The organism is Leclercia sp. EC_58 (assembly GCF_019584355.1).
Lineage (GTDB): Bacteria > Pseudomonadota > Gammaproteobacteria > Enterobacterales > Enterobacteriaceae > Enterobacter.
Map to the genome: position 1 here is coordinate 4,287,455 of NZ_VDAM01000001.1, position 23,254 is coordinate 4,310,708.

Consider the following 23,254-nt stretch of genomic DNA (forward strand, 5'->3'; position numbering starts at 1 on the left):
GCTGTTTTGAAGCCCGCCCGTTTTCGGCGGTAACGAAAGAGGATAAATCGTGTCCCGTACTATTATGCTGATCCCGACCGGAACCAGCGTAGGCCTGACCAGCGTCAGCCTCGGTGTGATCCGTGCGATGGAACGCAAAGGCGTTCGTCTGAGCGTGTTTAAGCCAATCGCTCAACCACGTGCTGGTGGCGACGCACCAGACCAGACCACCACAATTGTTCGTGCAAACTCTAACCTGCCAGCCGCTGAACCGGTGAAGATGAGCCACGTTGAGTCTCTGCTCTCCAGCAACCAGAAAGATGTGCTGATGGAAGAGATCATCGCTAACTACCACGCTAACGCCCAGGATGCGGAAGTGGTGCTGGTAGAAGGCCTGGTTCCGACGCGCAAGCATCAGTTTGCCCAGTCTCTGAACTTCGAAATCGCCAAGACGCTGAACGCGGAAATCGTGTTTGTGATGTCCCAGGGTACCGATACCCCGGAACAGCTGAAAGAGCGTATTGAGCTGACCCGCAGCAGCTTCGGCGGCGCGAAAAACAGCAACATCACCGGCGTGATTGTGAACAAACTGAACGCCCCGGTTGATGAGCAAGGCCGTACCCGCCCTGACCTGTCCGAAATCTTCGACGATTCCTCCAAAGCGAAAATCGTGAAAATCGATCCGGCTAAGCTGCAGGAATTCAGCCCGCTGCCAGTGCTGGGCGCGGTGCAGTGGAGCTTCGATCTGATCGCGACCCGTGCTATCGACATGGCGCGTCACCTGAACGCCACCATCGTGAACGAAGGCGATATCAATACCCGTCGCGTGAAGTCCGTAACCTTCTGTGCGCGTAGCATTCCGCACATGCTGGAGCACTTCCGTGCAGGTTCCCTGCTGGTGACCTCTGCTGACCGTCCTGACGTGCTGGTTGCAGCCTGTCTGGCCGCGATGAACGGCGTGGAGATCGGTGCGATTCTGCTGACCGGTGCCTATGAAATGGACCCACGCGTCAGCAAACTGTGCGAACGCGCGTTTGCTACCGGCCTGCCGGTCTTCATGGTGAACACCAACACCTGGCAGACCTCCCTGAGCCTGCAGAGCTTCAACCTGGAAGTGCCGGCTGATGACCACCAGCGTATCGAGAAAGTGCAGGAATATGTGGCCGGTTGCATCAATCCTGACTGGATTGAATCCCTGACCGCGACCTCCGAGCGCAGCCGTCGTCTCTCTCCACCAGCCTTCCGTTACCAGCTGACCGAGCTGGCGCGTAAAGCGGGCAAACGCGTTGTTCTGCCTGAAGGCGACGAACCACGTACCGTTAAAGCCGCAGCAATCTGTGCCGAGCGCGGTATCGCGACCTGTGTGCTGCTGGGTAACCCGGATGAGATCACCCGCGTCGCAGCGTCCCAGGGCGTTGAGCTGGGTGCGGGTATCGAAATCGTGGATCCAGAAGTGGTGCGCGAAAGCTATGTTGCCCGTCTGGTTGAGCTGCGTAAGAGCAAGGGCATGACCGAAGCCGTTGCCCGCGAACAGCTGGAAGACAACGTGGTTCTCGGTACCCTGATGCTGGAGCAGGACGAAGTTGACGGTCTGGTTTCCGGGGCTGTTCACACCACCGCGAACACCATCCGTCCACCGCTGCAGCTGATCAAAACTGCACCAGGCAGCTCTCTGGTCTCTTCCGTCTTCTTCATGCTGCTGCCGGAACAGGTTTACGTTTACGGTGACTGTGCGATCAACCCGGATCCAACCGCTGAACAGCTGGCAGAGATCGCGATTCAGTCCGCTGACTCCGCGATTGCCTTCGGTATCGAACCGCGCGTAGCGATGCTCTCCTACTCCACCGGTAACTCTGGTGCAGGTAGCGACGTAGAGAAAGTACGTGAAGCCACCCGTCTGGCGCAGGAAAAACGCCCGGATCTGGTTATCGATGGCCCGCTGCAGTATGACGCCGCAGTAATGGCTGACGTTGCCAAATCCAAAGCGCCTAACTCGCCGGTTGCCGGTCGTGCTACCGTGTTCATCTTCCCGGATCTGAACACCGGTAACACCACTTACAAAGCGGTACAGCGTTCTGCCGACCTGATCTCCATCGGACCGATGCTGCAGGGTATGCGCAAGCCAGTGAACGACCTGTCTCGTGGCGCGCTGGTAGACGATATCGTCTACACCATCGCACTGACCGCGATCCAGGCTTCACAGCAGTAAGCTGCTGCCAAACGTAAAAAGGCGACCCCAGGGTCGCCTTTTTTATTATCAGAATTACGCTTCTTCTTGCTTAGCCGGTTCGTTGTTGGCGTTGCGGCTCATCCACAGTGCCAGCGCTTTTAACGAATCAGGGGTGAAGTCATCGCAACGGGCGGTGATCTCCGCCGGGGTCATCCAGAACACTTCGCTGACCTCTTCTTCCTGCAGCGCAAACGGACCGTGGGAGACGCAGCTGAACAGGCCTCCCCAGACGCGGCAGTGACTGTCTTCAAAATAGAACTGACCGTGTTCGGCAAACGGCACACCGGCAATCCCCAGCTCCTCTTCCGCTTCACGGCGGGCGGAGTCAAGTAACAGCTCATCGGCCTGCACCACGCCACCAGCCGTTGCATCGAGCATGCCGGGCATGAAATCTTTCGTTTCGGTACGCCGCTGCACCAGAATGTTGCCCATACCATCATGCACCACGATATAGGTTGCGCGATGGCGCAGGCGCTGCGCCCGCATCTGCTCGCGGCTCGCCTGGGCGATGACTTCATTGTCTTCGCTGACTATATCTACCCACTCAGTACTTGCCAAATGACTCTGCTCCACCATCGGGAAACCTTCTCTTTAAAGCGCTCTCACGGCGCGTTTACTGTTGAGGAGTAAGTTACGGATTAATCCTGGACTCTGCAATAACCTGGCTGTCATTCAGCGTCATAACGCACAAATGGCCCTCTTTCAGCATCCCATAGCTGGGTGGAAACCCGCCTTTAGGCAGGCTGACGGAGCCAGGGTTGAAATGAATAATGTCGCCCTTCTTCCCGGCTACCGGAATATGAGTATGACCATAAACCAGTACATCGCCAGCATTCAGCGCGGGCAGATTATCCGGACCAAACAGATGGCCGTGGGTGATAAAGAGACGGCAGTCCTCCAGCAAGATCTGCTGCCACGGGGCGGTGATGGGAAAGTCCAGTAACATCTGGTCGACTTCGCTGTCGCAGTTGCCCCGTACGGCGATAATGCGCGAGGCAAAAGCGTTAAGCCGCTCTGCAACCTCAGCAGGCGCATAGCCTTCAGGAAGCGGGTTGCGCGGGCCGTGATTCAGCACATCGCCGAGGATCACCAGCCATTGCGCCCCGCTCTGGTTAAACATCGAAAGCACTTTTTCGGTCGCCGGTAGCGAGCCGTGAATGTCCGATGCAAACATCAGCTTCATCAGTGACTCCTTGTAGTGAAAAGCCGCCCCATCATACCTGAATCAGCAGGCCTTATCAGCCAGCCCGCTTCGCTGAAAGCGCCACATAACGCTGCACTGAGGCGCGCTGCCACTGGAAGCTGGCGTAATCTACCAGCTGCTGCGGTACGTCGTCACCATTGAGCACCAGGCGGTTGAGCATCAGCGCCAGATCGCTATCCGCAATGCACCATTCCCCGAATAAATTCTGGTTGCCGTGGGCCAGAAGCGAGGTAGCGGTATCCATCAACTGGCTTGCCGCCCGCTGGGCAGTTTCGCTCAGGGCTGGTTTTTTCACCCCGGCAAACACCACATCGGTAGAACGCTCTTCACGGATGGGCATCAGATCGCTGCGCAGCCACGCCTGGATCTGGCGCGCGCGGGCGCGTTTTTGCAGATCGAGCGGATAGATCCGCTCCCATTCCGGCGGCGCAAAACACTCTTCCAGATATTCGGTAATCGCAGAGGATTCGCTGAGTTCAAACCCGTCTACCTCGAGCACCGGTACGCGACGGGTCAGCCCGTAGCCCTGCCACTGCGGCTGCCGGTTTTCTCCCCGGCTGAGGTCGATGGTCTTCAGGGCGAAGGGCAATCCCTTTTCGGCCAACGCGACGTACACGCTCATCACGTAGGGTGAAAAATAGTCGGCATCTGACCACAGGGTAATCGCAGGTTGGCTCATAACGTCCTCATAAGGTTTCAGGTGATGGAGAGATATCCAAAATATAACCTCCTGTCCCGGCTGTCACTTGATGAAAACTCACGATTTATCATCACCACCTATACTCAATTCTATGCAGAAAAAAGCGCTATGACAGGAGTTGCGATGATTGACCTTTATTACGCCCCTACTCCCAACGGGCATAAGATCACTCTTTTTCTGGAAGAGGCCCAGCTGGACTACCGCATCCTGCCGGTCAATATCAGCAAAGGCGAACAGTTCCGCCCCGAGTTTCTCGCCATTTCCCCCAACAATAAAATTCCGGCGATTGTCGATCACGATCCGGAGGATGGCGGTACCCCGCTGAGCCTGTTTGAGTCCGGCGAAATATTGCTCTATCTGGCTGAAAAAACCGGCAAGCTGCTGAGTGGGGAATTACGTGAACGCCACGTCACGCTGCAGTGGCTCTTCTGGCAGGTTGGCGGCCTGGGGCCGATGATTGGTCAGAACTACCACTTTAACCATGCTGCGCCACAGCCTATCGCCTATGCCATCGAACGTTTTCAGGTCGAAACGCAGCGGCTCTATAACGTATTGAACAAGCGGCTGGAAAAATCGCCGTGGCTGGGGGGTGAACACTACAGCATCGCAGATATCGCCTGCTGGCCGTGGGTCAACACCCATGAAAACCATCGCGTCGATCTGGCGTCATGGCCCGCGGTGAACAACTGGTTTGAGCGGATCCGCACCCGCCCGGCAACCGAGCGTGCAATGCAAAAAGTGCAGCAGATATAAACGCTTTCCTCATGTATTATGGTGTCGATAATGACACGGAGGAAGCCTGCAATGTCCCAGCAAGACGCAATTATTCGTATTAAAAATTTACGCCTGCGCACCTTTATTGGAATCAAAGAAGAGGAGCGTGCTAACCGCCAGGATATCGTTATTAACGTGACGATCCACTATCCGGCAGACAAAGCCCGCGCCAGTGAAGACATTAATGATGCGCTGAACTATCGCACCATTACCAAGAGCATTATTCATCTGGTGGAGAATAACCGCTTCTCTTTGCTGGAAAAATTAACTCAGGATGTGCTGGATATCGCACGCGAACATCACTGGGTCACCTATGCTGAAGTCGAGATCGATAAACTTCACGCGCTGCGTTACGCCGACTCCGTCTCTATGACGTTAAGCTGGCAACGCTAAGCGCAACCCTGGAGGTTGTATGAAGATCCTGGTAACCGGCGGCACCGGCCTGATTGGCCGGCATTTGATCCCACGTTTGCAGGTATTGGGCCATGAGCTGACTGTGGTCACGCGTAGCCCTGAGAAGGCGCGCCAGCTACTCGGCTCCGGCATCGATATCTGGAAAGGGCTGACGGAGCACCAGGATCTTAACGGCTTTGATGCTGTCATCAATCTTGCAGGCGAGCCCATAGCCGACAAGCGCTGGACAAAAGAGCATAAACAGCGTCTGTGCAACAGTCGCTGGAACATCACCCAGCGGCTAGTCGATATGGTTAAGGCCAGCGACACGCCGCCCTCGGTGTTTATCTCCGGTTCGGCTTCAGGTTATTACGGCGATTTAGGCGAGGTGGTGGTGACCGAAGAGGAGCCGCCGCACAATGAATTTACCCATAAACTGTGCGCCCGCTGGGAGCAGATTGCCTGCGGCGCGCGGAGCGAAAAGACCCGCGTGTGCCTGTTGCGCACCGGCGTGGTGCTGGCCCCCAAAGGGGGGATTCTCGGCAAGATGCTGCCGGTATTTAAGCTGGGTCTTGGCGGCCCGGTCGGTAACGGGCGTCAGTACCTGGCATGGATCCATATCGACGATATGGTCAACGGCATTCTCTGGCTGCTGGATAACGATCTGCGCGGCCCGTTCAATATGGTCTCCCCCTACCCGGTGCGTAACGAGCACTTTGCCCATGCCCTGGGCCATGCGGTGCATCGCCCTGCCGTAGTTCGCGCGCCCGCCACCGCTATCCGCCTGCTGATGGGGGAATCCTCCGTGCTGGTGCTGGGCGGCCAGCGTGCGCTGCCGAAGCGCCTGGAAGCCTCCGGCTTTGCTTTCAGGTGGTACGACTTAGAAGAGGCCCTGGGAGATGTGGTAGGTTAAATTTACGCTGTCAGCCGTGTTAATTTGTTACGTCCGCTCCCTGTTCAAGGCGCTTCGATGGCAACAATTACTACTTCCCGGCTGACGCTCTCCCCTTTTGAGCTCTCTGACTGGCCCTTTTTCCATACTCTGCGCGAATCCCCGGAGATCATGCGCTATATGGCCACGATTGCTCCGGAAAAAGAGACCCGACGCCTGTTTGCCGCCCGTCTTACCGCCCCGCACACCTTTGTGATCCGCGCCCATGATGATGCCACCCCGCTCGGGGATATTGGTCTGCAGATCAGCGCCCGCTACCCTGAAGAGGCCGATATTGGCTACACCGTGATTGCCGCCGCCCAGGGCCGGGGAATTGCCAGCGAGGCGCTGCGCGCCGTGTGTGAATACGCATTTATCCGGATGGGCGTCAGGGCGGTTAATGCCTGGGTACTGGCGGATAATGGCGGGTCGGTGCGGGTGTTAGAGAAAGCGGGTTTTGTGCGCACCCAGGTACTGGAAAAAGCGTATGAGATTAATGGGGTGCGGTATGACGACTGGGTGTACCGACTGGAGGTGAGTGCGGCCTGAATGCCGGGCGGCACTGTGTTTGCCCGGCCTACACACTCTGTTGGCCGGGCAAAAAACTACTTTAAAGACCCTTTCAGGAACTGCTGCAGACGCGGGCTCTTCGGGTTACCTAATACCTCATCCGGATGCCCCTGCTCTTCGATTACGCCCTGATGGAGGAAAATCACGTGGTTGGAGACGTTACGGGCAAAGCCCATCTCGTGGGTCACCACCACCATGGTTTTCCCCTCTTCGGCGAGCTGCTGCATGATGCGCAGCACTTCGCCCACCAGCTCGGGATCGAGCGCGGAGGTGGGTTCGTCAAAGAGCAGCACTTCCGGCTCCATCGCCAGCGCACGGGCGATAGAGACACGCTGCTGCTGACCGCCGGAGAGATGCACCGGGTATTTCATCTGCTGGCGTTCGTCGATACCCACTTTCGCCAGGTATTTCTCCGCGCGGGCACGGGCTTCCTGCTTGCTTAAGCCCAGCACCTGCACCGGCGCTTCCATGACGTTCTCCAGCACAGTCATGTGGCTCCAGAGGTTAAAGTGCTGGAACACCATCGTCAGACGAGTACGCAACATCCGCAGCTGGTGTTTATCCGCCACCTTCAGCTGACCGTCTTTGTCCTGCACCAGATTAATGTTTTCACCGCTGACCACAATCGAGCCGGCACTCGGCTTTTCAAGAAAGTTAATGCAGCGCAGGAAGGTACTTTTACCCGATCCTGAGGAGCCGATAATACTGATCACATCGCCCGCATTCGCCTGCAGCGACACCCCTTTCAGCACTTCATGTTCGCCGTAGCGTTTGTGCAAATCGATAACGTTTAATTTGTTCTCAGCCATCTTCATTCTCAGTGCGTCGAAGGTTTGACATGCTGCAACCAGCGTTTTTCCGCTTTGCGGAACAGGCTAATCAGGACATAAGAGATGATTAAATAGAGCACTGCTGCGATCCCGAAGGCGGTAAACGGCTGATAGGTCGCCGAGTTAATATCACGGGCAATCTTCAGCAGATCCGGCACGGTAGCGGTAAAGGCCAGCGCGGTGGAGTGCAGCATTAAAATCACTTCGTTGCTGTAGGCAGGCAGCGCAATACGCAGCGCCGACGGCAGAATAATGCAGCGATAGAGCTTCACGGAGGAGAAGCCATACGCCCGCGCCGCCTCAATTTCACCGTGCGGCACGGAGCGGATCGCGCCGGCAAAGATCTCGGTGGTGTAGGCGCAGGTGTTCAGCGTTAACGCCAGCACGGTACAGTTCAGCCCGCTGCGGAAGAACGCATTCAGCATCTCGGTGCCTTTGACGATTTCCAGCGTGTACATCCCGGAGTAGAAGACCAGCAGCTGCACATAGAGCGGCGTACCGCGGAACACGTAGGTAAACAGCCAGATGGGGAAGCGGATGTAGTTATTGCTGGAGACGCGGCCAATGGCGAGGAAAATCGCCAGGATCCCGCCCATCACCACAGAAGAAATCAGCAGCCAGAGGGTGATCGCCACACCGGTAAAGCGGTATCCGTCGGTCCACAGCAGGGATTTCCAGTATTCCTGAATAATTTCGATCACAGGTCAGCCCTCTTCACACCCACGGAATAGCGACGTTCGAGCAGCAGCAGCACGCCATTGGAGACAGTGGTAAACACCAGATAAATCACCCCGCAGACAATCGCGAAGTAGAACGGTTCCCAGGTGCTTTTGCCTGCCAGCTGCGTGGCTTTTACCACATCTTCCAGCCCCAGTAAGGAGACCAGTGCCGTCGCTTTGAGGATAACCTGCCAGTTGTTGCCAATCCCCGGCAGCGCAAAGCGCATCATGGCCGGAAACATAATGCGGCGAAACGTCTGTGAGGAGGTAAACCCGAAGGCCGTAGCCGCTTCGATATGCCCTTTCGGCACCGCGAGATAGGCCCCGCGGAAGGTTTCGGTAAAATAGGCGCCGTAGATAAAGCCCAGGGTGATGATACCGGCCACCATCGGATCGATATCAATCTGCGCCATACCGATGGCATCCGTGATGCCGTTAAGGGCGATTTGCAGACCGTAGAAGATCAGCAGCATCAGCACCAGGTCAGGCACCCCGCGGATCAGGGTGGTATAGCCCTCAAACAGCAGCGCCATCGCCCGATTCGCAGAGAGCTTCGCGCCCGCGCCTGCAAGGCCTATTAACACGGCCAGCACCACCGAACTGAGGGCCAGTTCAAGGGTGACCAATGCGCCTTGTAAAATTACGCCAGAAAATCCGTACAGCATACCGCCTGCCCTGTCGTGAGTGGTGTAGCCGTGTCTTTTCCCCTCCCGGGACGGGAGGGGCCGCACGTTATTAAGTGGAGGGATTAACCACCGTAGACATCAAAGTCGAAGTATTTCTTCGCCAGTTTTTCGTAAGTGCCGTCGGCGCGCATCTCGGCAAAGGCTTTGTTTAGCGCTTCACGCAGTTCGTTATCCTCTTTACGCAGCCCCATACCGGTGCCCACGCCGAAGAGTTTCTCGTCCTTGATGGACGGACCGCCGAACTTGTAATCTTTACCAACCGGCTGCTTCAGGAAGCCTTCACTGGCAGCCACTTCATCCTGGAAGGCGGCGTCAATACGGCCTGCAGTCAGGTCAGCGTAGATATTCTCCTGGCCCTGGTAAGAGACGATTTCAATCCCTTTTGGTGCCCAGTGCTCGTTGCCGAAGGTCTCCTGAGTGGTGCCCTGCAGCACGCCCACACGTTTACCTTTCAGTGATTCGATGGTCGGCTGAATATCGGAAGATTTTGCTACCACCAGACGCGAGTCCGCTGCATAAAGCTTGTCGGTGAAGGCAATCTCCTGCTGGCGTTTTTCGGTGATAGAGAGGGAAGACATAATGGCGTCGATTTTTTTCGCTTTCAGCGAAGGGATCAGCGCATCCAGTGGGTTTTCAACGAAGGTACACTCTGTTTTGATACGTTTGCACAGCTCTTTAGCCAAATCGATATCAAATCCTACCAGTTCACCCTGCGCATTCTTCGATTCGAAGGGAGCATAAGTCGGGTCAGTACCAATACGAACTTTTTGCGGAATTGCTGCAAATGCCGCGGTAGCGCTGGAAAAGGCCAGAGCCAGAGAAAGTGACAAAACCAGTTTTTTCATATCTATCCTCAACAGACTGTCTTCTTACGGGATTTTAACGTCGACAGGGTGCCTTTAATGTGCCACTAATCGCCGCGGCAAGGCAAAAGATTATGCCCGGCAGGCGCGAAAAAGTGCATCGCGAGTGCTTAACTATTCACTTTATAACCAACGCGGCGCACGATTTGCACCATCCTGGTTCGCAAAGGCCATTGTCGCACCATAACGGGGAGCCATTATGGTGCGCACCCGTCAGTTCCGGTTAATCGCCGTAAACATTGAAGTCGAAGTATTTCTTCGCCAGTTTGTCGTAGGTACCGTCTTTACGCAGTTCAGTGAAGGCTTTATCAAAGGCCGCTTTCAGCTCGGCATCGTCTTTACGCAGGCCGATCCCGGTGCCGTCGCCGAAATATTTTTTGTCTTTAACGGACGGGCCAGCAAAGGCAAACTCTTTACCCGCAGGCTGCTTCAGGAAGCCTTCGCTCGCGGCGACTTCATCCTGGAAAGCTGCATCCAGACGCCCTGCCGCCAGATCGGAATAGATCAGATCCTGGTTCTGGTACGCCACCACGTCCACGCCCTTCTCACGCCAGTTAGCGTTCGCATAGCCTTCCTGCGTTGAGCCCTGCAGCACGCCAACATGCTTGCCTTTCAGCGAGTCAATGGTTGGCTGGATTGGGGAGCCTTTCGCCGCAATCAGACGTGAATCCGCCGCGTAGAGCTTCTCAGAGAAGGCGATCTCCTGCTGACGTTTTTCAGTAATCGAGAGCGAGGAGATGATCGCGTCAATCTTCTTGGCTTTCAGGGACGGGATCAGCGCGTCAAAGTCGCTGCCCACCCAGGTACATTTCACGGACATGCGTTTGCACATCTCATTTCCCAGGTCGATATCAAACCCAACGAAATCCCCCTTCGCATCTTTCGATGAGAACGGGGCATAGGTTGCGTCTGTACCGATACGTACGTTCTGTGGGAGCGCCGCAAAGCTGCTTGCCGCAGCGCTTAATCCCACCAGCAAAGACAGAGCCAGAACCGTCTTCTTCATACATTACCCTCAAGTGTCGTGATTTTCTTATGTAATAGATTGTGTTGTGTGTTGTTGCAGGCAATCTCTTGCAGGTCTTATGCCACATTGCACATAACGCAAAATTACGGCGTTAAATATGTTAATGAAAGGTTGCAGGATTGCCTTAATGGTGAAAGATAGCAGGTCTGCCAAACGAACCGCAGTGCCTGGAAAGGAAAAAAGGGATTAAATGTTGAGGATATGATCGCTGTTGCAGAATTGCCCTGAAACAGGGCATGTTGCGGTGAGCTGCACTCTGGCAGAACAGCTTTACCGTCAGGCGCCCTGCCAGCGGGTAAAGAGATCGTCCGGCAGGTCAATGTCGAACTGATCGAGCACCCGATTCACGGTCTGATTAATCACATCATCCAGGCTTTGCGGACGGTGATAAAACGCCGGCACCGGCGGCATGATCACCGCCCCCAGTTCAGCGGCCTGGGTCATCAGGCGCAGATGGCCCAGATGCAGCGGGGTTTCACGCACGCACAATACCAGCGGACGACGCTCTTTTAATATCACATCGGCCGCGCGGGTCACCAGCGTATCGGTATAGCTGTTGACGATACCGGAGAGAGTTTTGATGGAACAAGGCAGGATCACCATGCCCGCCGTTTTAAACGACCCGGAGGAGATGCTGGCGGCGATATCGCGCGCGTCATGCACCACATCGGCCAGCGCCTGAACGTCACGCAGGGAGTAATCGGTTTCGAGAGAGAGGGTCTGACGCGCAGCCTGGCTCATCACCAGATGCGTTTCAACCTCGGCGACGTCGCGCAATACCTGCAACAAACGGACACCGTAAATCGCGCCGCTGGCCCCTGAGATCCCTACAATTAATCGTTTCATGATGTTCGCCCTTGCTGTTACAGGGCTGACTGTGCAGGATTTTGGCGGGAGTTGCAAGCGAGGGCAGATGCCCTCGCTTGCGATAGTGCTTAACCTTCGTTATGCATCTCTAAACTTTCGAGATCGTTCGCCAGCTGGACGGCTTTCGCGTCGTCGTTGCGCAGCGAATCGAGGTAGTCCAGGTAGCCCTGATCCACATCTTTGGTTACGTAGATACCGTTAAACACCGAGCACTCGAACTGCTGAATATCCGGGTTCTCGGCGCGCACCGCGTCGATCAGATCGTTCAGATCCTGGAAAATCAGGCCGTCGGCACCGATGATCTGGCGGATCTCATCCACTTCACGACCGTGGGCAATCAGCTCGTTGGCGGTAGGCATATCGATGCCATACACGTTCGGGAAGCGAATCTCCGGTGCCGCAGAGGCCAGATAGACCTTCTTCGCACCCGCTTCACGGGCCATCTCGATAATCTGCTCAGAGGTGGTGCCGCGCACGATAGAGTCATCCACCAGCAGCACGTTCTTGTCGCGGAACTCGGCGCGGTTGGCGTTCAGCTTGCGGCGCACCGATTTACGGCGCAGCTGCTGGCCCGGCATGATAAAGGTACGGCCAACGTAGCGGTTCTTCACGAATCCCTGGCGGTAAGGTTTACCCAGAATACGCGCCATCTCCAGGGCGATATCGCAGGAGGTTTCCGGGATAGGGATCACCACGTCGATATCCAGGTCTTCCCACTCACGGGCAATCTTCTCGCCGAGCTTGGTTCCCATATTCACACGGGCGCTGTAGACGGAGATCTTGTCGATGAAGGAGTCCGGACGGGCGAAGTAGACATATTCGAACAGGCACGGATTGCTGACCGGGTTTTCCGCACACTGACGAGTAAACAGCTGGCCTTTCTCGGTGATGTAAACCGCTTCGCCAGGTGCGACGTCACGCAGGAACTCAAAGCCCAGGGTATCCAGCGCCACGCTTTCGGAGGCCACCATATACTCGGTGCGGCCGTCGCCAATATCGCGCTTGCCCAGCACCAGGGGGCGGATGCCGTTAGGATCGCGGAAGGCAACCATACCGTGGCCGATAATCATCGCGACGCAGGCATAAGCGCCACGGATCAGACGGTTAGTGGCGGCTACCGCGGCAAAAATGTTGTCAGCTTCCAGCGGATAGTGACGGAAGTTATCCAGCTCGCTGGCAAAGACGTTGAGCAGGATTTCAGAATCAGAAGTGGTGTTAATGTGACGACGCTTCTCTTCAAACAGCTTCTTACGCAGCTCGTGAGCATTGGTCAGGTTGCCGTTGTGGGCAAGCGTAATGCCATACGGCGAGTTAACGTAGAACGGCTGAGCTTCAGAGGCGCTGGAACTGCCAGCAGTCGGGTAACGAACGTGACCAATACCCATGTTGCCTTGAAGACGCTGCATATGGCGGGCTTCGAACACATCGTTTACCAGGCCGTTGGCCTTACGTAAACGGAAGCAGTTGTGTGCATCAATGGTGATGATACCCGCAGCATCCTGCCCACGGTGCTGAAGCACCGATAATGCGTCATAAATAGACTGGTTTACCGGCATGAAACCGGCGATACCGACAATACCGCACATTCGTCATTTCCTCGTTAAGCCACATCTCAGGGTTTATGCCCTGGGCAAAAAACTCGACGAGCTTTGCAGATAGTCAAAGAACCATCTGATGATGAAGCTGAACTGCGGGATAAGCTGCGATTTCTGCCAGTCTTCACTTTTTGAGAACCCGGTAAAGGTATCAAGGAAGAACAGTATCGCGGCAACAATCAGCGCGCCTCGCAACGCCCCGAAACAGATCCCCAGCACCCTGTCCGTTCCTGACAACCCGGTTTTCTCAACCAGCTGGCCAATCACGTAGTTAACAATGGCGCCGACAATCAGCGTCGCGATAAACAGCACCGCGATGGCAATCCCATTTCGAACCAGTTCATCTTCAAAGCCCGTGAACCAGACAGACAGGTAAGTGTAGTAATGACTGGCAACAAAGAAGGCACAGCCCCAGGTTACCAGCGATAACGCTTCACGAACAAAGCCACGGATCAGGCTAACCAGACAGGAAAAACCTATCACCGCAATGATGGCGTAATCAATCCAGACCATATGTGTCCCACGATCAAACGCCCTGTCATCCAGTTCGGGGCGAATTCTAACAGAAAAAGAAAACGTTTGCGTAGGGATTTCCTTCCCGCGCGTAAATAAAAAAGCGCTGAAAAAATATTCAGCGCCCCAGGCGGGTTACCTTCTCAGGCAATCTGCTGCGCCTGTTTTTGCCTTATCCCGTAAGTGAGAGAAACCCTCAGTTCACGCTGTAGTTCATCACCACGCCGCTCAAACCCGAGAGTTTATTCAGTTCTCCAAGCGATCCCTTCAGCTTGTCTCTCGACGCATCCGGCCCTACGAGAATACGGGTGATTTTACCCTGTACCGGTGTGGTAGGTGAAGTGTAAACGCGATACCCCGCGCCACGGAGTTTAGCCACCACCTCGTTGACCTTATCGGCGTTTTTCAGGGCGCCGAGCTGCACAACGTAGGCTTTACCGGTCGGGGCCGGTTTCTCTTCTGCCGCCGGTTTGGCCGGTGGGGTTTCTGTCGCTGCCGCCAGCTGCTGGCTGGTGTTATCGCGCTGCGGCTTCTCAACCGGTTTCGGTTTTTGCACCGGTTTCGGCGCATACTGCTCTACCGGCGCCGCAACGGGATCCAGCTCGTTGTTGTTTCCAGCTGCCAGACGCGCCGGATCTAACGATGGCGCCGCGGCGTCGCCTGCGCGCACCTCTTCAGCTGCCCCTTCTGGTGGCTGTGCAGGCAGAGCCTGTGTCGCCGCCGGAAGCATGTCCGGCTCATCCCGATCGCCCGGTTTCGGCACCAGCGGGATCGCCGCAAACTCATCCTGATAATGTTTTTTCTGTCCATCAAGCAGCCCGGGGAGAATAATCACCCCCAGCGCCACCAGCACAATGGTGCCTGCTAAACGGTTCTGAAACTTACTTGCCACCGGTTCTCCCCGCATCCATTACGTCCATGACATGTGCCACCGTGTGGAACGAACCACACACCAGCACGGTATCTTCTGGTCTGGCATCGGCCATCGCCGCGCGCCAGGCCCGCGCCACGCTATCAAAGCGCTGCCCTGCGCCGAGATGCGCCATTAACTGTTCGGCAGTCGCCCCGCGTGGGCCTTCCAGAGGGGCACAATACCAGCTATCGACCACACTCTCCATGCAGGCCAGCGTGCCGCCAATATCTTTATCATGAAGCATACCGATAACCGCCAGCACACGCCCGGTTTTTGGCAATGATTTGAGACGTCCTGCGAGATACGCCGCGGCATGGGGGTTATGCGCCACATCCAGAATCAGACGCGGTGATTCGCTGACTATCTGGAAACGCCCCGGCAGAATCGCATGCTGAATGCCGTCGCGCATCGCCTGCTCCTCTACCGCCAGACCACTGGCGCGCAGTGCGGCCAGCGCCGTGGCGGCATTCGGCTGCGGTACCTGGGGCAGCGGCAGGTTATCCAGCGCGCCCGCTGCATCTTCAAAGCGCCAGCCGCTTTCCGTCACGCTGTAGCGCCAGTCTACGTCACGGCGCTGCAACAGCGACCCTTTCTCCTGCGCCACGTCAGCAATAGTGTGCGGCATATCGGGTTCGCCGACGATAGCCGGTTTGCCCGGGCGGAAAATACCGGCTTTTTCACGGCCAATGCTCTCGCGATCGGGCCCCAGCCAGTCAGTATGATCCAGCGCGATGCTGGTGATCACCGCCACATCCGGGTCGACAATATTCGTGGCATCCAGACGCCCGCCTAACCCGACCTCAAGGAGCACCACGTCCAGCTGCGCCTGCTTAAAGAGCCACAGCGCCGACAGGGTGCCATATTCAAAATAGGTCAGCGAAATATCGCCGCGCGCGGCTTCGATCTCCGCAAACGAGGCGGTGTGCGCCGATTCGGCTAATTCTGTATTCTGCACCCGCACGCGCTCGGTATAGCGCACCAGATGGGGCGAGCTGTAGACCCCTACTTTGTAGCCTGCCGCCATCAGCATCGCTTCCAGGGTGCGGCAGGTGGTGCCTTTGCCGTTAGTACCCGCCACGGTGAAGACAAAGGGAGCCGGTTTCAGAACATCAAGGCGCGCCGCGACCTGGCTGACGCGCTCAAGTCCCATGTCGATGGCTTTACTGTGCAGGTTTTCCAGATAAGAAAGCCACGCGGCCAGAGGCGACGTGGCTTGGGGAAGAGTAGTATTTTCCATGTTGCGCGCTTTTCAGTTACGGTTAGAAAGCAAAAGGGCAGCGCCACTGGCCCTGCCCTTTTCAGTTATCAGGCCTCGGGTTCCTGATCCGGTACCACCACGCCTTCGCGCGGCTCATCCGGGCTCGGCGATGGCAGATTCATCAGCTTCGCCAGAATGCTGGCCAGTTTCAGGCGCATTTCCGGACGGCGAACGATCATGTCGATAGCGCCTTTCTCGATAAGGAACTCACTGCGCTGGAAGCCCGGCGGCAGCTTTTCACGTACCGTTTGTTCGATAACGCGCGGGCCGGCAAAGCCGATCAGCGCTTTCGGTTCAGCGATGTTCAGATCGCCCAGCATCGCAAAACTTGCCGATACGCCGCCCATGGTTGGGTCGGTCAGCACGGAGATGTACGGCAGACCGCGCTCCTGCATTTTCGCCAGCGCTGCGGAGGTTTTTGCCATCTGCATCAGCGACATCAGCGCTTCCTGCATACGTGCACCACCGGAGGCGGAGAAGCAGATCAGCGGACAGTTGTCTTCCAGCGCCTGCTCAACGGCACGCACGAAGCGTGCGCCTACTACGGAGCCCATTGAGCCGCCCATAAAGGAGAACTCAAACGCCGCCGCGACAACCGGCATCTCGTGCAGGGTGCCTTTCATCACCACCAGGGCATCTTTCTCGCCGGTCTCTTTTTGCGCAGAGGCCAGACGGTCTTTGTATTTCTTGGAGTCACGGAACTTCAGCACATCTTTTGGCTCAAGCTCGCTACCCAGTTCAACCAGAGAACCTTCATCCAGCAGGCTATGCAGGCGGTTACGCGCCGACATACGCATGTGGTGATCGCACTTCGGACAAACTTCGAGATTACGCTCCAGTTCGGCGCGGTACAGGACCTGGCCACAGCTGTCACATTTAGTCCACACCCCTTCAGGAATACTCGCTTTGCGGGTTGGGGTGATATTGCTTTTAATTCGTTCAATCCAGCTCATTGATAACCTTTCTGCCTGAACCAGGTTTGCTGCAAGGGGCGCATAATGCCATTTTTGCCCCCGACAGACCATGAATGTTGCACATTAAAACATAACAGCCCGAAACTTTGGATAAAAAAGTGGTCGAACCGCAGTCGTGCCTTTATTTTGCTTGTTTTGCCGCCGCGCGACGGTGACGAATCACTTCGATGACGCCCGGCAGAATGGAAACCACAATAATCCCTACGATCAGCAACTTAAGGTTTTCCTGGATCATAGGAATGGTCCCGAAGAAATAACCCGCGTAGGTAAAGCTCAGCACCCACAGCAGCGCGCCGGTGACGTTATAGAGCGCGAACTGACGGTACGACATATGACCCATACCCGCAACAAACGGGGCGAAGGTTCTGACGATAGGCACAAAGCGCGCGAGAATGATGGTCTTACCGCCGTGTTTCTCATAAAACGCATGGGTTTTATCGAGATAGCTGCGACGGAAAATCTTCGAGTCCGGGTTACTGAACAAACGCTCGCCGAATAGCCGCCCTATAGTGTAGTTCACCGCATCGCCAAGGATGGCGGCAATCAGCATTAACACCACCATCAGGTGAACGTTAAGGTCGTTGGTCTCCAGCGACGCCAGCGCGCCCGCCACGAACAGCAGCGAATCGCCCGGTAAGAAGGGCGTCACCACCAGCCCGGTTTCGCAAAACAGGATCAGGAACAGAATGGCATACACCCAGACGCCATAATCAGCGACCAGCTCTGCCAGGTGAACATCGATATGCAGAATGAAATCGATCAGAAAGCGAATTAAATCCATATTGTCTAAACCTTTATTGCCACGGCTATCAGTCCGCTAAGAAAAGCGGGCCCATTGGCGGTTTTGGAAGGTCAAACCGATCCGGGTAATCGACCGAGACCAGATAGAGCCCTTCCGCTTTCGCCGTTGCTGCCGCCAGCGTTCTGTCCTTCGCCGCCAGCAACTCTGCAATCCAGCTCTCCGGCTGGTGTCCGGCGCCTACTTCCATCAGGCTGCCTGTAATATTCCTGACCATATGATGAACAAAGGCATTCGCTTTGATGTCCACCACCACATACGCGCCATGCCGACTGACGTTAATGTGCATCACGTTGCGCCAAGGCGTGCGAGACTGGCACTGTACGGCACGGAACGAGGTGAAGTCGTTTTCGCCAATCAGCGCCTGCGCCGCGCGATGCATGCGATCGGCATCCAGCGGCTCGTAAAAATGGGTGACGCCCTGGCCCAACACCGCCGGGCGAAGGCGCTGGTTATAGATGATGTAGCGGTAGCGGCGCGCGGTGGCGCTGAACCGAGCATGAAAATCATCCGGCACATTTTTGACCCAACGTACCGCGATGTCACCAGGCAAATTCGCATTTACCCCCAGCGTCCAGGCCGCATCTTTACGCACTGCGGTGGTTTCAAAATGCACCACCTGCCCCGTACCATGGACACCGGCGTCGGTACGCCCCGCGCACAGGACATTGATGGGCTCATTCGCCACCTGAGAGAGCGCTTTTTCCAGCTTTTCCTGGACGCTGCGCACCTCATTCTGACGCTGCCAGCCATAATATTTACTGCCATCGTACTCAATACCGAGGGCAATCTTATGAACGGGCTTTTGCTCCACTTCAGACATCAGTAGAGATACTCCTGCACCAGTTTTTCAGCGATTTTCACCGCCATCAGCGCGCCGCCGAAACGCACGTTATCGGCGACCGACCAGAACTGGATCTGCTCCGGCATACCGTAATCGTTACGTACACAGCCAATGGAGAGACGCGCGTTGCCCGTTGCGTCGCCCACCTGGGTCGGGAATTCGCTCTCTTCAGACAGCTCAATATCTTCACCGCGGCCAAAGGCATCGCGCGCCTCTTCCGCTGCCAGCGGACGCATGGCTTCAAAGCTCACCATCTGGGCATGGCCGTAAAACACCGGGGACTGCACGCAGTTGGCGGAGATCATCAGCCCGTCGTCCTGCAGGATCTTACGCACTTCATCGATGATACGGCGCTCTTCGCGCACGCTGCCTTCGCGATCCGGCAGCAAGGGCAGCATGTTGAACGCCAGCTGACGGCCAAAGAAATCCTCTTCGTCCACCGGAATACCGTTCAGGAGCTTCGCGCTCTGCCCCGCCAGGGCATCCACCGCTTTTTTACCGCGGGCAGAGACTGACATCAGGCTGGTTACGGCGATACGGGACAAGCCACCTTCGTCGATGAGCGGTTTCAGGGCGCTAAGCAGCTGGCTGGTCAGGCTGTCCGGGACGGCGATGATGTTACGGTTGCGATAGTCGGCCAGCACGAAGGGGTTCACCTCCGGCACCACCAGCGGCACGTCCGGCTCAAGGGCAAACAGGCCGCTCAAATCAATGACCAGACAGCCCGCGTTGGTGGCCTCTTCAATATATGCTGCGGAGGCGTCGACCCCGGCCGCGAAAAAGGCCAGCTGCGCCTGGGTCCAGTCGAACTCAGCCGCATCCTGAACCATGACGGATTTACCCGCAAAACGCAGGTGCTCGCCCGCGCTCTCATTACGCGCCAGGGCATAGATGTCGCCCACCGGGAACTGACGCTCAGCAAGGGTTTCGAGCAGGGCTTCGCCCACGGCGCCCGTTGCGCCCAGTATGGCAATGTTCCAGCCTTCAGACATGGTGGTTTACTCCAGAAATAAAAAAGCGTCCCTGGCGGGGTATCCGCCAGGGAGCATTAAGAAGACATTAACGAACCGGGTGATGAACGGCGTTGAAACCCAGCTTATGCAGCAGCGACGCCGCAGCAGGATCATCACACATCACATACAGAGAGGACCATTCGCGGCGCTCAACGTAATGTTTACGCAGCTTGTCAAACTCACCCGGTATACCCGCTACTTTTCGCAGCAGCGCGTCATCGCGGCGCACATCATACACTAAATGCACCAGCCTTTTCAGCGTTCCCTGATCCAGCGGGCCGTGCAGGGTGATGCGGCCAAAATCCGGGGTTGGCAGCAGGGTATCCAGCGCCACCTGCTGGGATTTACCGATAAAGGCGCTGTACGCCTCAAACACCTGGGTGGTGCCGCGGGCTTTACCTTCGAGGGTGTAACCCGCGATATGCGCGGTACCGATATCCACTTTGTCCAGCAGGGCCACGTTGAGATCCGGCTCTGGCTCCCACACATCCAGCACCACGCTCAGATCCTGACCCGCTTCCAGGCGCTGCAGCAGGGCCGCGTTATCCACCACCGGGCCACGGCAGGCATTAATCAGGATGGTGCCCGGCTTCAGGCGGCTAATCAGAGCGTCGTCTGCCAGATGGCGCGTTTTATACGGCCCGTCTTTAAACAGCGGCGTATGGAAGGTGAGCACGTCACACTCGGCCACTAGCTCATCCAGGCTGCGGAAATCCCCTTCATCGCCACGGTCAGCGCGGGGCGGATCGCACAGCAGCATGCGGATACCTAACGCCTCAAGGCGCTTTTGCAGGCGGCTGCCGACGTTACCGACCCCGACAATGCCTACGGTGCGATCGGCCAGGCTAAACCCATCACGCTCGGCCAGCATCAGCAAAGAGGAAAAAACATACTCCACGACGGCAATAGCGTTACAGCCCGGTGCGGCGGAAAAGCCAATCCCGGCCTGCTTCAGCCACGCGTCATCCACATGATCGGTTCCTGCGGTTGCCGTGCCGACAAATTTGATCCCTTTGCCAGACAGCAGCGCCTCATTCACTTTGGTCACTGAGCGCACCATCAGCGCGTCGGCATCATCCAGCTCGGCGAGCGGAATGGGACGTCCAGGAACGGCCTTAACCTCACCCAGGCGGCTGAACAGCTCGCGGGCGTAAGGCATATTTTCATCAACGAGGATTTTCACGTCTGAGTACCTGTTTGAGAGGAAGAAAACCTGTCAAGTGTGCCATAATCTGGCCGCCAGGCATATACGTAAACCTGGTTAACGATGAGTAACGACTTTAAGGATTTTTTGCCGATGCAGCCCATTTCAGGTACGCCGCCACAACCTCCGGGTGATGGCCCGCGTCCATCCCACGTCGCGGGCGAACAGCCCCTCTCCACACAGCAACGCACTGTACTGGAACGTCTGATCACCCGGTTAATCGCCCTGACGTCGCAGCAGAGTGCGGAGGTGTGGGCCGGAGTGAAACACGATCTGGGATTAAAGAGTGATGCGCCCATGCTGTCGCGCCACTTCCCTGCTGCGGAGCAAAACCTCAACCAGCGCCTGAACACCGCCCAGCAAAACCACACCACCCGGCAGATGGTCTCCCAGCTGACGGAGCTGCTGACTCAGGGCAATAACCGCCAGGCGGCCAGCGATTTTATTCGCCAGCAGTATGGCCAGACCGCCCTGAACCAGCTGACGCCCAATCAGCTCAAAACGGTGCTGACGCTGCTGCAAAATAATCAGCTTAATATTCCGCAGCCACAGCAGCGCCCGGCCACGGAGCGCCCGCTGCTGCCTGCCGAACACAATACGCTGAAGCAGATGGTGACCAAACTTGCCGCCGCCACGGGCGAGCCAACCAAGCTCATCTGGCAGTCGATGCTGGAACTGTCGGGGGTGAAAGCGGGAGAGTTAATCCCGGCCAGGCAGTTTACCCATCTTGCCACCTGGCTGCAGGCACGCCAGACGCTGAGCACCCAGAGTGCGCCCACGCTGCATACTCTGCAGGCCGCGCTGAAGCAGCCGCTGGAGGCCCAGGAGTGGGACAGCATTCAGGACTATGCCCGACAGAACTGGCAGGCGACGCCGCAGACGGTGCTGACCACCGCCCAGGTACAGGATCTGCTCAACGAGATCTTCGTCCGCCGCACCGAGCGTGAAGCTGGCGTGACGGAAGTGCGCAATATCCAGCCGATCTACAGTCCGCTCTTTGCCCCGGTAGTGGAAACCTTCAGAACGCTGTCTGCCCGTCCAGGCCTGATGTTGATCGCGTTAATCATTGCGCTGGCGATTTTCTGGCTGGTCGCCTGATGTTTTGCCCGGTGGCGCTACGCTTACCGGGCCTACAAAAACACAACCTGTAGGCCGGGTAAGGCGTAGCCGCCACCCGGCAACAAACCGCTAAGATTTCCGAAACGCCACCAGCGTCACCACAATCCCAACCACCGCTGAAACGGCTCCCGCCAGGAAGACCGACGGATAGCCAAACGAGGTGGCTAACAGCCCCGCCAGCGGCCCGGTCACGCCGTATGAGATATCCTGAAAGGCGGCGTAGCCTCCCAGCGCCGTGCCCCGCACCTGTGGGGCAACGCGTTTAACCACCTCAACACCCAGCGCCGGGAAGATCAGCGAACAGCCGCAGCCGGTCAGGGCTGCCCCCAGCAGTGCTACCGGCGCGGTCGGCGCCTGCCAGAGCAACACCAGACCCACGGTTTCAATGACCAGCGACGCCACCGCTACCTTTACGCCACCATAACGATCCGGCATCCAGCCGAACAGCACCCGCATCAGGACAAACGCGCCGACAAAAGCGGTAAGCGTAAACCCGGCCATCGCCCAGCCGCGGCTCATAAAGTAGAGCGAGACGAAGGTGCCAATCACCGCGAAGCCTACGCCCTGCAGCGCAAGGCCCAGACCTGGCTGCCAGATCTGCCCCACCACGCTCCACAGAGAGGGACGTTCGCCTTTATGGGCCGGAACTTTACGCACCGTGCCGTTAAACGCCCAGGCCAGCAGCGGCAGCGCCATGGTGGTGGCGGCCAGCGCCGCAAAGCCAAACTGACTGTTCATCAAAAGACCCAGCGGTGCACCCGCAGCCAGCGCACCATAGATAGCCATCCCGTTCCACGACATCACTTTGCCGGAGCGCGCGGGCCCGACCAGCCCCATCCCCCAGGTGAGGGTGCCGGTCAGGAGCTGACTTTCACCAAAACCGAGTATTAAGCGCCCTACCACCAGCAGCGCGAATTTATAGGCCGCCTCCACCGGCAGCAGCGCGGCCAGTAACCATGCGCCACCCGCCAGTGCGCAGGCGAACATGCCCTGCAATGCCGAGCGTTTTGCGCCGTGCTGATCCGCCAGCCGTCCGGCATAGCCGCGGGTTAACACCGTGGCTAAAAACTGAATACCCACGGCGATGCCGACCATGGTGTTGCCATAGCCCAGCTCCTGGTGCACAAACAGCGGGATCACCGGCAATGGCAGGCCGACGGTCATATAGGTGAGGAATACCGCAAAGGCGATACGGAACAGCGAGACGTTGCCGGAAGCGGCGTTTTTATCTTTGGTAACGGCCGTCATG

At 57.0% G+C, this 23,254-nt stretch carries 25 protein-coding genes; 6 read left to right on the forward strand and 19 right to left on the reverse strand.

Features of this window, described 5'->3' with window-relative positions; translation table 11 throughout:
• The first annotated feature begins 49 nt into the window (after positions 1 to 49).
• On the forward strand, positions 50 to 2,188 hold the full coding sequence (pta, locus tag FHC51_RS20875; RefSeq protein WP_220436512.1) for a phosphate acetyltransferase: 2,139 nt from the start codon (positions 50 to 52) through the stop codon (positions 2,186 to 2,188).
• 54 nt (positions 2,189 to 2,242) lie between these two features.
• Here pta and yfcD read toward each other — a convergent pair whose 3' ends face one another.
• The 3 genes from yfcD to yfcF are packed head-to-tail and all read right to left on the reverse strand — an operon-like array spanning position 2,243 to position 4,092.
• Positions 2,243 to 2,785 (reverse strand): NUDIX hydrolase YfcD, encoded by a 543-nt coding sequence (yfcD, locus tag FHC51_RS20880; protein ID WP_103825155.1) that lies wholly within the window; start codon positions 2,783 to 2,785, stop codon positions 2,243 to 2,245.
• A gap of 55 nt (positions 2,786 to 2,840) precedes the next feature.
• Positions 2,841 to 3,392, reverse strand: a complete 552-nt coding sequence (gene yfcE, locus FHC51_RS20885; RefSeq protein ID WP_220436513.1) for a phosphodiesterase — start codon at positions 3,390 to 3,392, stop codon at positions 2,841 to 2,843.
• Between the two features lie 55 nt (positions 3,393 to 3,447).
• The gene (yfcF, locus tag FHC51_RS20890; RefSeq protein WP_156239437.1) at positions 3,448 to 4,092 is read right to left on the reverse strand and encodes a glutathione transferase; all 645 of its coding nucleotides are present in this window, start codon (positions 4,090 to 4,092) and stop codon (positions 3,448 to 3,450) included.
• 144 nt (positions 4,093 to 4,236) lie between these two features.
• Here yfcF and yfcG point away from each other — a divergent pair, with 144 nt between their 5' ends.
• The 4 genes from yfcG to FHC51_RS20910 are packed head-to-tail and all read left to right on the forward strand — an operon-like array spanning position 4,237 to position 6,760.
• Positions 4,237 to 4,866, forward strand: a complete 630-nt coding sequence (gene yfcG / locus FHC51_RS20895) for a GSH-dependent disulfide bond oxidoreductase (RefSeq protein ID WP_103825158.1) — start codon at positions 4,237 to 4,239, stop codon at positions 4,864 to 4,866.
• Between the two features lie 51 nt (positions 4,867 to 4,917).
• Entirely contained in the window at positions 4,918 to 5,280 is a 363-nt protein-coding gene (folX, locus tag FHC51_RS20900; protein ID WP_103180493.1) for a dihydroneopterin triphosphate 2'-epimerase, read from the forward strand.
• 19 nt (positions 5,281 to 5,299) lie between these two features.
• Entirely contained in the window at positions 5,300 to 6,193 is an 894-nt protein-coding gene (locus FHC51_RS20905) for a TIGR01777 family oxidoreductase (protein WP_220436514.1), read from the forward strand.
• A gap of 57 nt (positions 6,194 to 6,250) precedes the next feature.
• Positions 6,251 to 6,760 (forward strand): GNAT family N-acetyltransferase, encoded by a 510-nt coding sequence (locus tag FHC51_RS20910; protein ID WP_220436515.1) that lies wholly within the window; start codon positions 6,251 to 6,253, stop codon positions 6,758 to 6,760.
• Between the two features lie 56 nt (positions 6,761 to 6,816).
• Here the strand turns inward: FHC51_RS20910 and hisP are convergent, their stop codons facing one another.
• The 15 genes from hisP to pdxB form a co-directional block, all read right to left on the reverse strand.
• The gene (hisP, locus tag FHC51_RS20915; RefSeq protein ID WP_220436516.1) at positions 6,817 to 7,590 is read right to left on the reverse strand and encodes a histidine ABC transporter ATP-binding protein HisP; all 774 of its coding nucleotides are present in this window, start codon (positions 7,588 to 7,590) and stop codon (positions 6,817 to 6,819) included.
• Between the two features lie 8 nt (positions 7,591 to 7,598).
• On the reverse strand, positions 7,599 to 8,312 hold the full coding sequence (locus FHC51_RS20920; protein ID WP_103825161.1) for an ABC transporter permease: 714 nt from the start codon (positions 8,310 to 8,312) through the stop codon (positions 7,599 to 7,601).
• On the reverse strand, positions 8,309 to 8,995 hold the full coding sequence (locus tag FHC51_RS20925; RefSeq protein ID WP_103180501.1) for a histidine ABC transporter permease HisQ: 687 nt from the start codon (positions 8,993 to 8,995) through the stop codon (positions 8,309 to 8,311). The genes FHC51_RS20920 and FHC51_RS20925 overlap by 4 nt, the downstream gene beginning before the upstream one ends.
• 83 nt (positions 8,996 to 9,078) lie before the next feature.
• A complete protein-coding gene (gene hisJ, locus FHC51_RS20930; protein WP_103825162.1) occupies positions 9,079 to 9,861 on the reverse strand; it encodes a histidine ABC transporter substrate-binding protein HisJ in 783 nt (260 codons plus the stop codon).
• A 241-nt stretch (positions 9,862 to 10,102) separates the two neighbouring features.
• Entirely contained in the window at positions 10,103 to 10,885 is a 783-nt protein-coding gene (argT, locus tag FHC51_RS20935; RefSeq protein WP_103180503.1) for a lysine/arginine/ornithine ABC transporter substrate-binding protein ArgT, read from the reverse strand.
• A gap of 297 nt (positions 10,886 to 11,182) precedes the next feature.
• Entirely contained in the window at positions 11,183 to 11,752 is a 570-nt protein-coding gene (locus tag FHC51_RS20940; RefSeq protein ID WP_103825163.1) for a UbiX family flavin prenyltransferase, read from the reverse strand.
• Between the two features lie 89 nt (positions 11,753 to 11,841).
• Entirely contained in the window at positions 11,842 to 13,359 is a 1,518-nt protein-coding gene (gene purF / locus FHC51_RS20945) for an amidophosphoribosyltransferase (RefSeq protein ID WP_103180507.1), read from the reverse strand.
• Positions 13,360 to 13,392: 33 nt separating this feature from the next.
• Positions 13,393 to 13,881, reverse strand: coding sequence for a colicin V production protein (gene cvpA / locus FHC51_RS20950; RefSeq protein WP_039030950.1), 489 nt, complete (start codon positions 13,879 to 13,881; stop codon positions 13,393 to 13,395).
• Positions 13,882 to 14,077: 196 nt separating this feature from the next.
• On the reverse strand, positions 14,078 to 14,773 hold the full coding sequence (dedD, locus tag FHC51_RS20955) for a cell division protein DedD (RefSeq protein WP_220436517.1): 696 nt from the start codon (positions 14,771 to 14,773) through the stop codon (positions 14,078 to 14,080).
• A complete protein-coding gene (gene folC / locus FHC51_RS20960) occupies positions 14,763 to 16,031 on the reverse strand; it encodes a bifunctional tetrahydrofolate synthase/dihydrofolate synthase (RefSeq protein WP_220436518.1) in 1,269 nt (422 codons plus the stop codon). Before folC ends, dedD begins: the two co-directional genes overlap by 11 nt.
• A 68-nt stretch (positions 16,032 to 16,099) precedes the next feature.
• Complete coding sequence (gene accD / locus FHC51_RS20965; RefSeq protein ID WP_103825166.1) at positions 16,100 to 17,005, reverse strand: acetyl-CoA carboxylase, carboxyltransferase subunit beta; 906 nt, start codon at positions 17,003 to 17,005, stop codon at positions 16,100 to 16,102.
• 142 nt (positions 17,006 to 17,147) lie between these two features.
• Positions 17,148 to 17,807 carry a DedA family protein gene (locus FHC51_RS20970; protein WP_103825167.1) on the reverse strand — a complete coding sequence of 220 codons (660 nt, stop codon included), beginning with the start codon at positions 17,805 to 17,807 and terminating at the stop codon, positions 17,148 to 17,150.
• A gap of 28 nt (positions 17,808 to 17,835) precedes the next feature.
• Positions 17,836 to 18,648, reverse strand: a complete 813-nt coding sequence (gene truA, locus FHC51_RS20975; RefSeq protein ID WP_103180516.1) for a tRNA pseudouridine(38-40) synthase TruA — start codon at positions 18,646 to 18,648, stop codon at positions 17,836 to 17,838.
• Positions 18,648 to 19,661, reverse strand: a complete 1,014-nt coding sequence (locus tag FHC51_RS20980) for an aspartate-semialdehyde dehydrogenase (protein ID WP_156239443.1) — start codon at positions 19,659 to 19,661, stop codon at positions 18,648 to 18,650. The genes truA and FHC51_RS20980 overlap by 1 nt, the downstream gene beginning before the upstream one ends.
• A gap of 67 nt (positions 19,662 to 19,728) precedes the next feature.
• Entirely contained in the window at positions 19,729 to 20,865 is a 1,137-nt protein-coding gene (gene pdxB / locus FHC51_RS20985) for a 4-phosphoerythronate dehydrogenase PdxB (RefSeq protein ID WP_220436519.1), read from the reverse strand.
• 114 nt (positions 20,866 to 20,979) lie between these two features.
• Between pdxB and flk the strand changes: the two genes are divergently transcribed.
• A complete protein-coding gene (gene flk / locus FHC51_RS20990) occupies positions 20,980 to 21,984 on the forward strand; it encodes a flagella biosynthesis regulator Flk (protein WP_220436520.1) in 1,005 nt (334 codons plus the stop codon).
• Positions 21,985 to 22,074: 90 nt separating this feature from the next.
• Here the strand turns inward: flk and FHC51_RS20995 are convergent, their stop codons facing one another.
• Complete coding sequence (locus tag FHC51_RS20995) at positions 22,075 to 23,253, reverse strand: MFS transporter (protein WP_220436521.1); 1,179 nt, start codon at positions 23,251 to 23,253, stop codon at positions 22,075 to 22,077.
• Position 23,254: the final 1 nt, after the last annotated feature.

Coding starts and splice junctions, on each gene's coding strand:
- FHC51_RS20910 (WP_220436515.1), top strand. CDS start 6,251: ATGGCAACAATTACTACTTCCCGGCTGACGCTCTCCCCTTTTGAGCTC.
- FHC51_RS20980 (WP_156239443.1), bottom strand. CDS start 19,661: ATGTCTGAAGGCTGGAACATTGCCATACTGGGCGCAACGGGCGCCGTG.
- cvpA (WP_039030950.1), bottom strand. CDS start 13,881: ATGGTCTGGATTGATTACGCCATCATTGCGGTGATAGGTTTTTCCTGT.
- folC (WP_220436518.1), bottom strand. CDS start 16,031: ATGGAAAATACTACTCTTCCCCAAGCCACGTCGCCTCTGGCCGCGTGG.
- purF (WP_103180507.1), bottom strand. CDS start 13,359: ATGTGCGGTATTGTCGGTATCGCCGGTTTCATGCCGGTAAACCAGTCT.
- yfcD (WP_103825155.1), bottom strand. CDS start 2,785: ATGGTGGAGCAGAGTCATTTGGCAAGTACTGAGTGGGTAGATATAGTC.
- accD (WP_103825166.1), bottom strand. CDS start 17,005: ATGAGCTGGATTGAACGAATTAAAAGCAATATCACCCCAACCCGCAAA.
- hisP (WP_220436516.1), bottom strand. CDS start 7,590: ATGGCTGAGAACAAATTAAACGTTATCGATTTGCACAAACGCTACGGC.
- flk (WP_220436520.1), top strand. CDS start 20,980: ATGCAGCCCATTTCAGGTACGCCGCCACAACCTCCGGGTGATGGCCCG.
- hisJ (WP_103825162.1), bottom strand. CDS start 9,861: ATGAAAAAACTGGTTTTGTCACTTTCTCTGGCTCTGGCCTTTTCCAGC.
- yfcF (WP_156239437.1), bottom strand. CDS start 4,092: ATGAGCCAACCTGCGATTACCCTGTGGTCAGATGCCGACTATTTTTCA.
- FHC51_RS20995 (WP_220436521.1), bottom strand. CDS start 23,253: ATGACGGCCGTTACCAAAGATAAAAACGCCGCTTCCGGCAACGTCTCG.
- FHC51_RS20970 (WP_103825167.1), bottom strand. CDS start 17,807: ATGGATTTAATTCGCTTTCTGATCGATTTCATTCTGCATATCGATGTT.
- FHC51_RS20940 (WP_103825163.1), bottom strand. CDS start 11,752: ATGAAACGATTAATTGTAGGGATCTCAGGGGCCAGCGGCGCGATTTAC.
- FHC51_RS20925 (WP_103180501.1), bottom strand. CDS start 8,995: ATGCTGTACGGATTTTCTGGCGTAATTTTACAAGGCGCATTGGTCACC.
- argT (WP_103180503.1), bottom strand. CDS start 10,885: ATGAAGAAGACGGTTCTGGCTCTGTCTTTGCTGGTGGGATTAAGCGCT.
- folX (WP_103180493.1), top strand. CDS start 4,918: ATGTCCCAGCAAGACGCAATTATTCGTATTAAAAATTTACGCCTGCGC.
- yfcG (WP_103825158.1), top strand. CDS start 4,237: ATGATTGACCTTTATTACGCCCCTACTCCCAACGGGCATAAGATCACT.
- truA (WP_103180516.1), bottom strand. CDS start 18,648: ATGTCTGAAGTGGAGCAAAAGCCCGTTCATAAGATTGCCCTCGGTATT.
- FHC51_RS20905 (WP_220436514.1), top strand. CDS start 5,300: ATGAAGATCCTGGTAACCGGCGGCACCGGCCTGATTGGCCGGCATTTG.
- yfcE (WP_220436513.1), bottom strand. CDS start 3,392: ATGAAGCTGATGTTTGCATCGGACATTCACGGCTCGCTACCGGCGACC.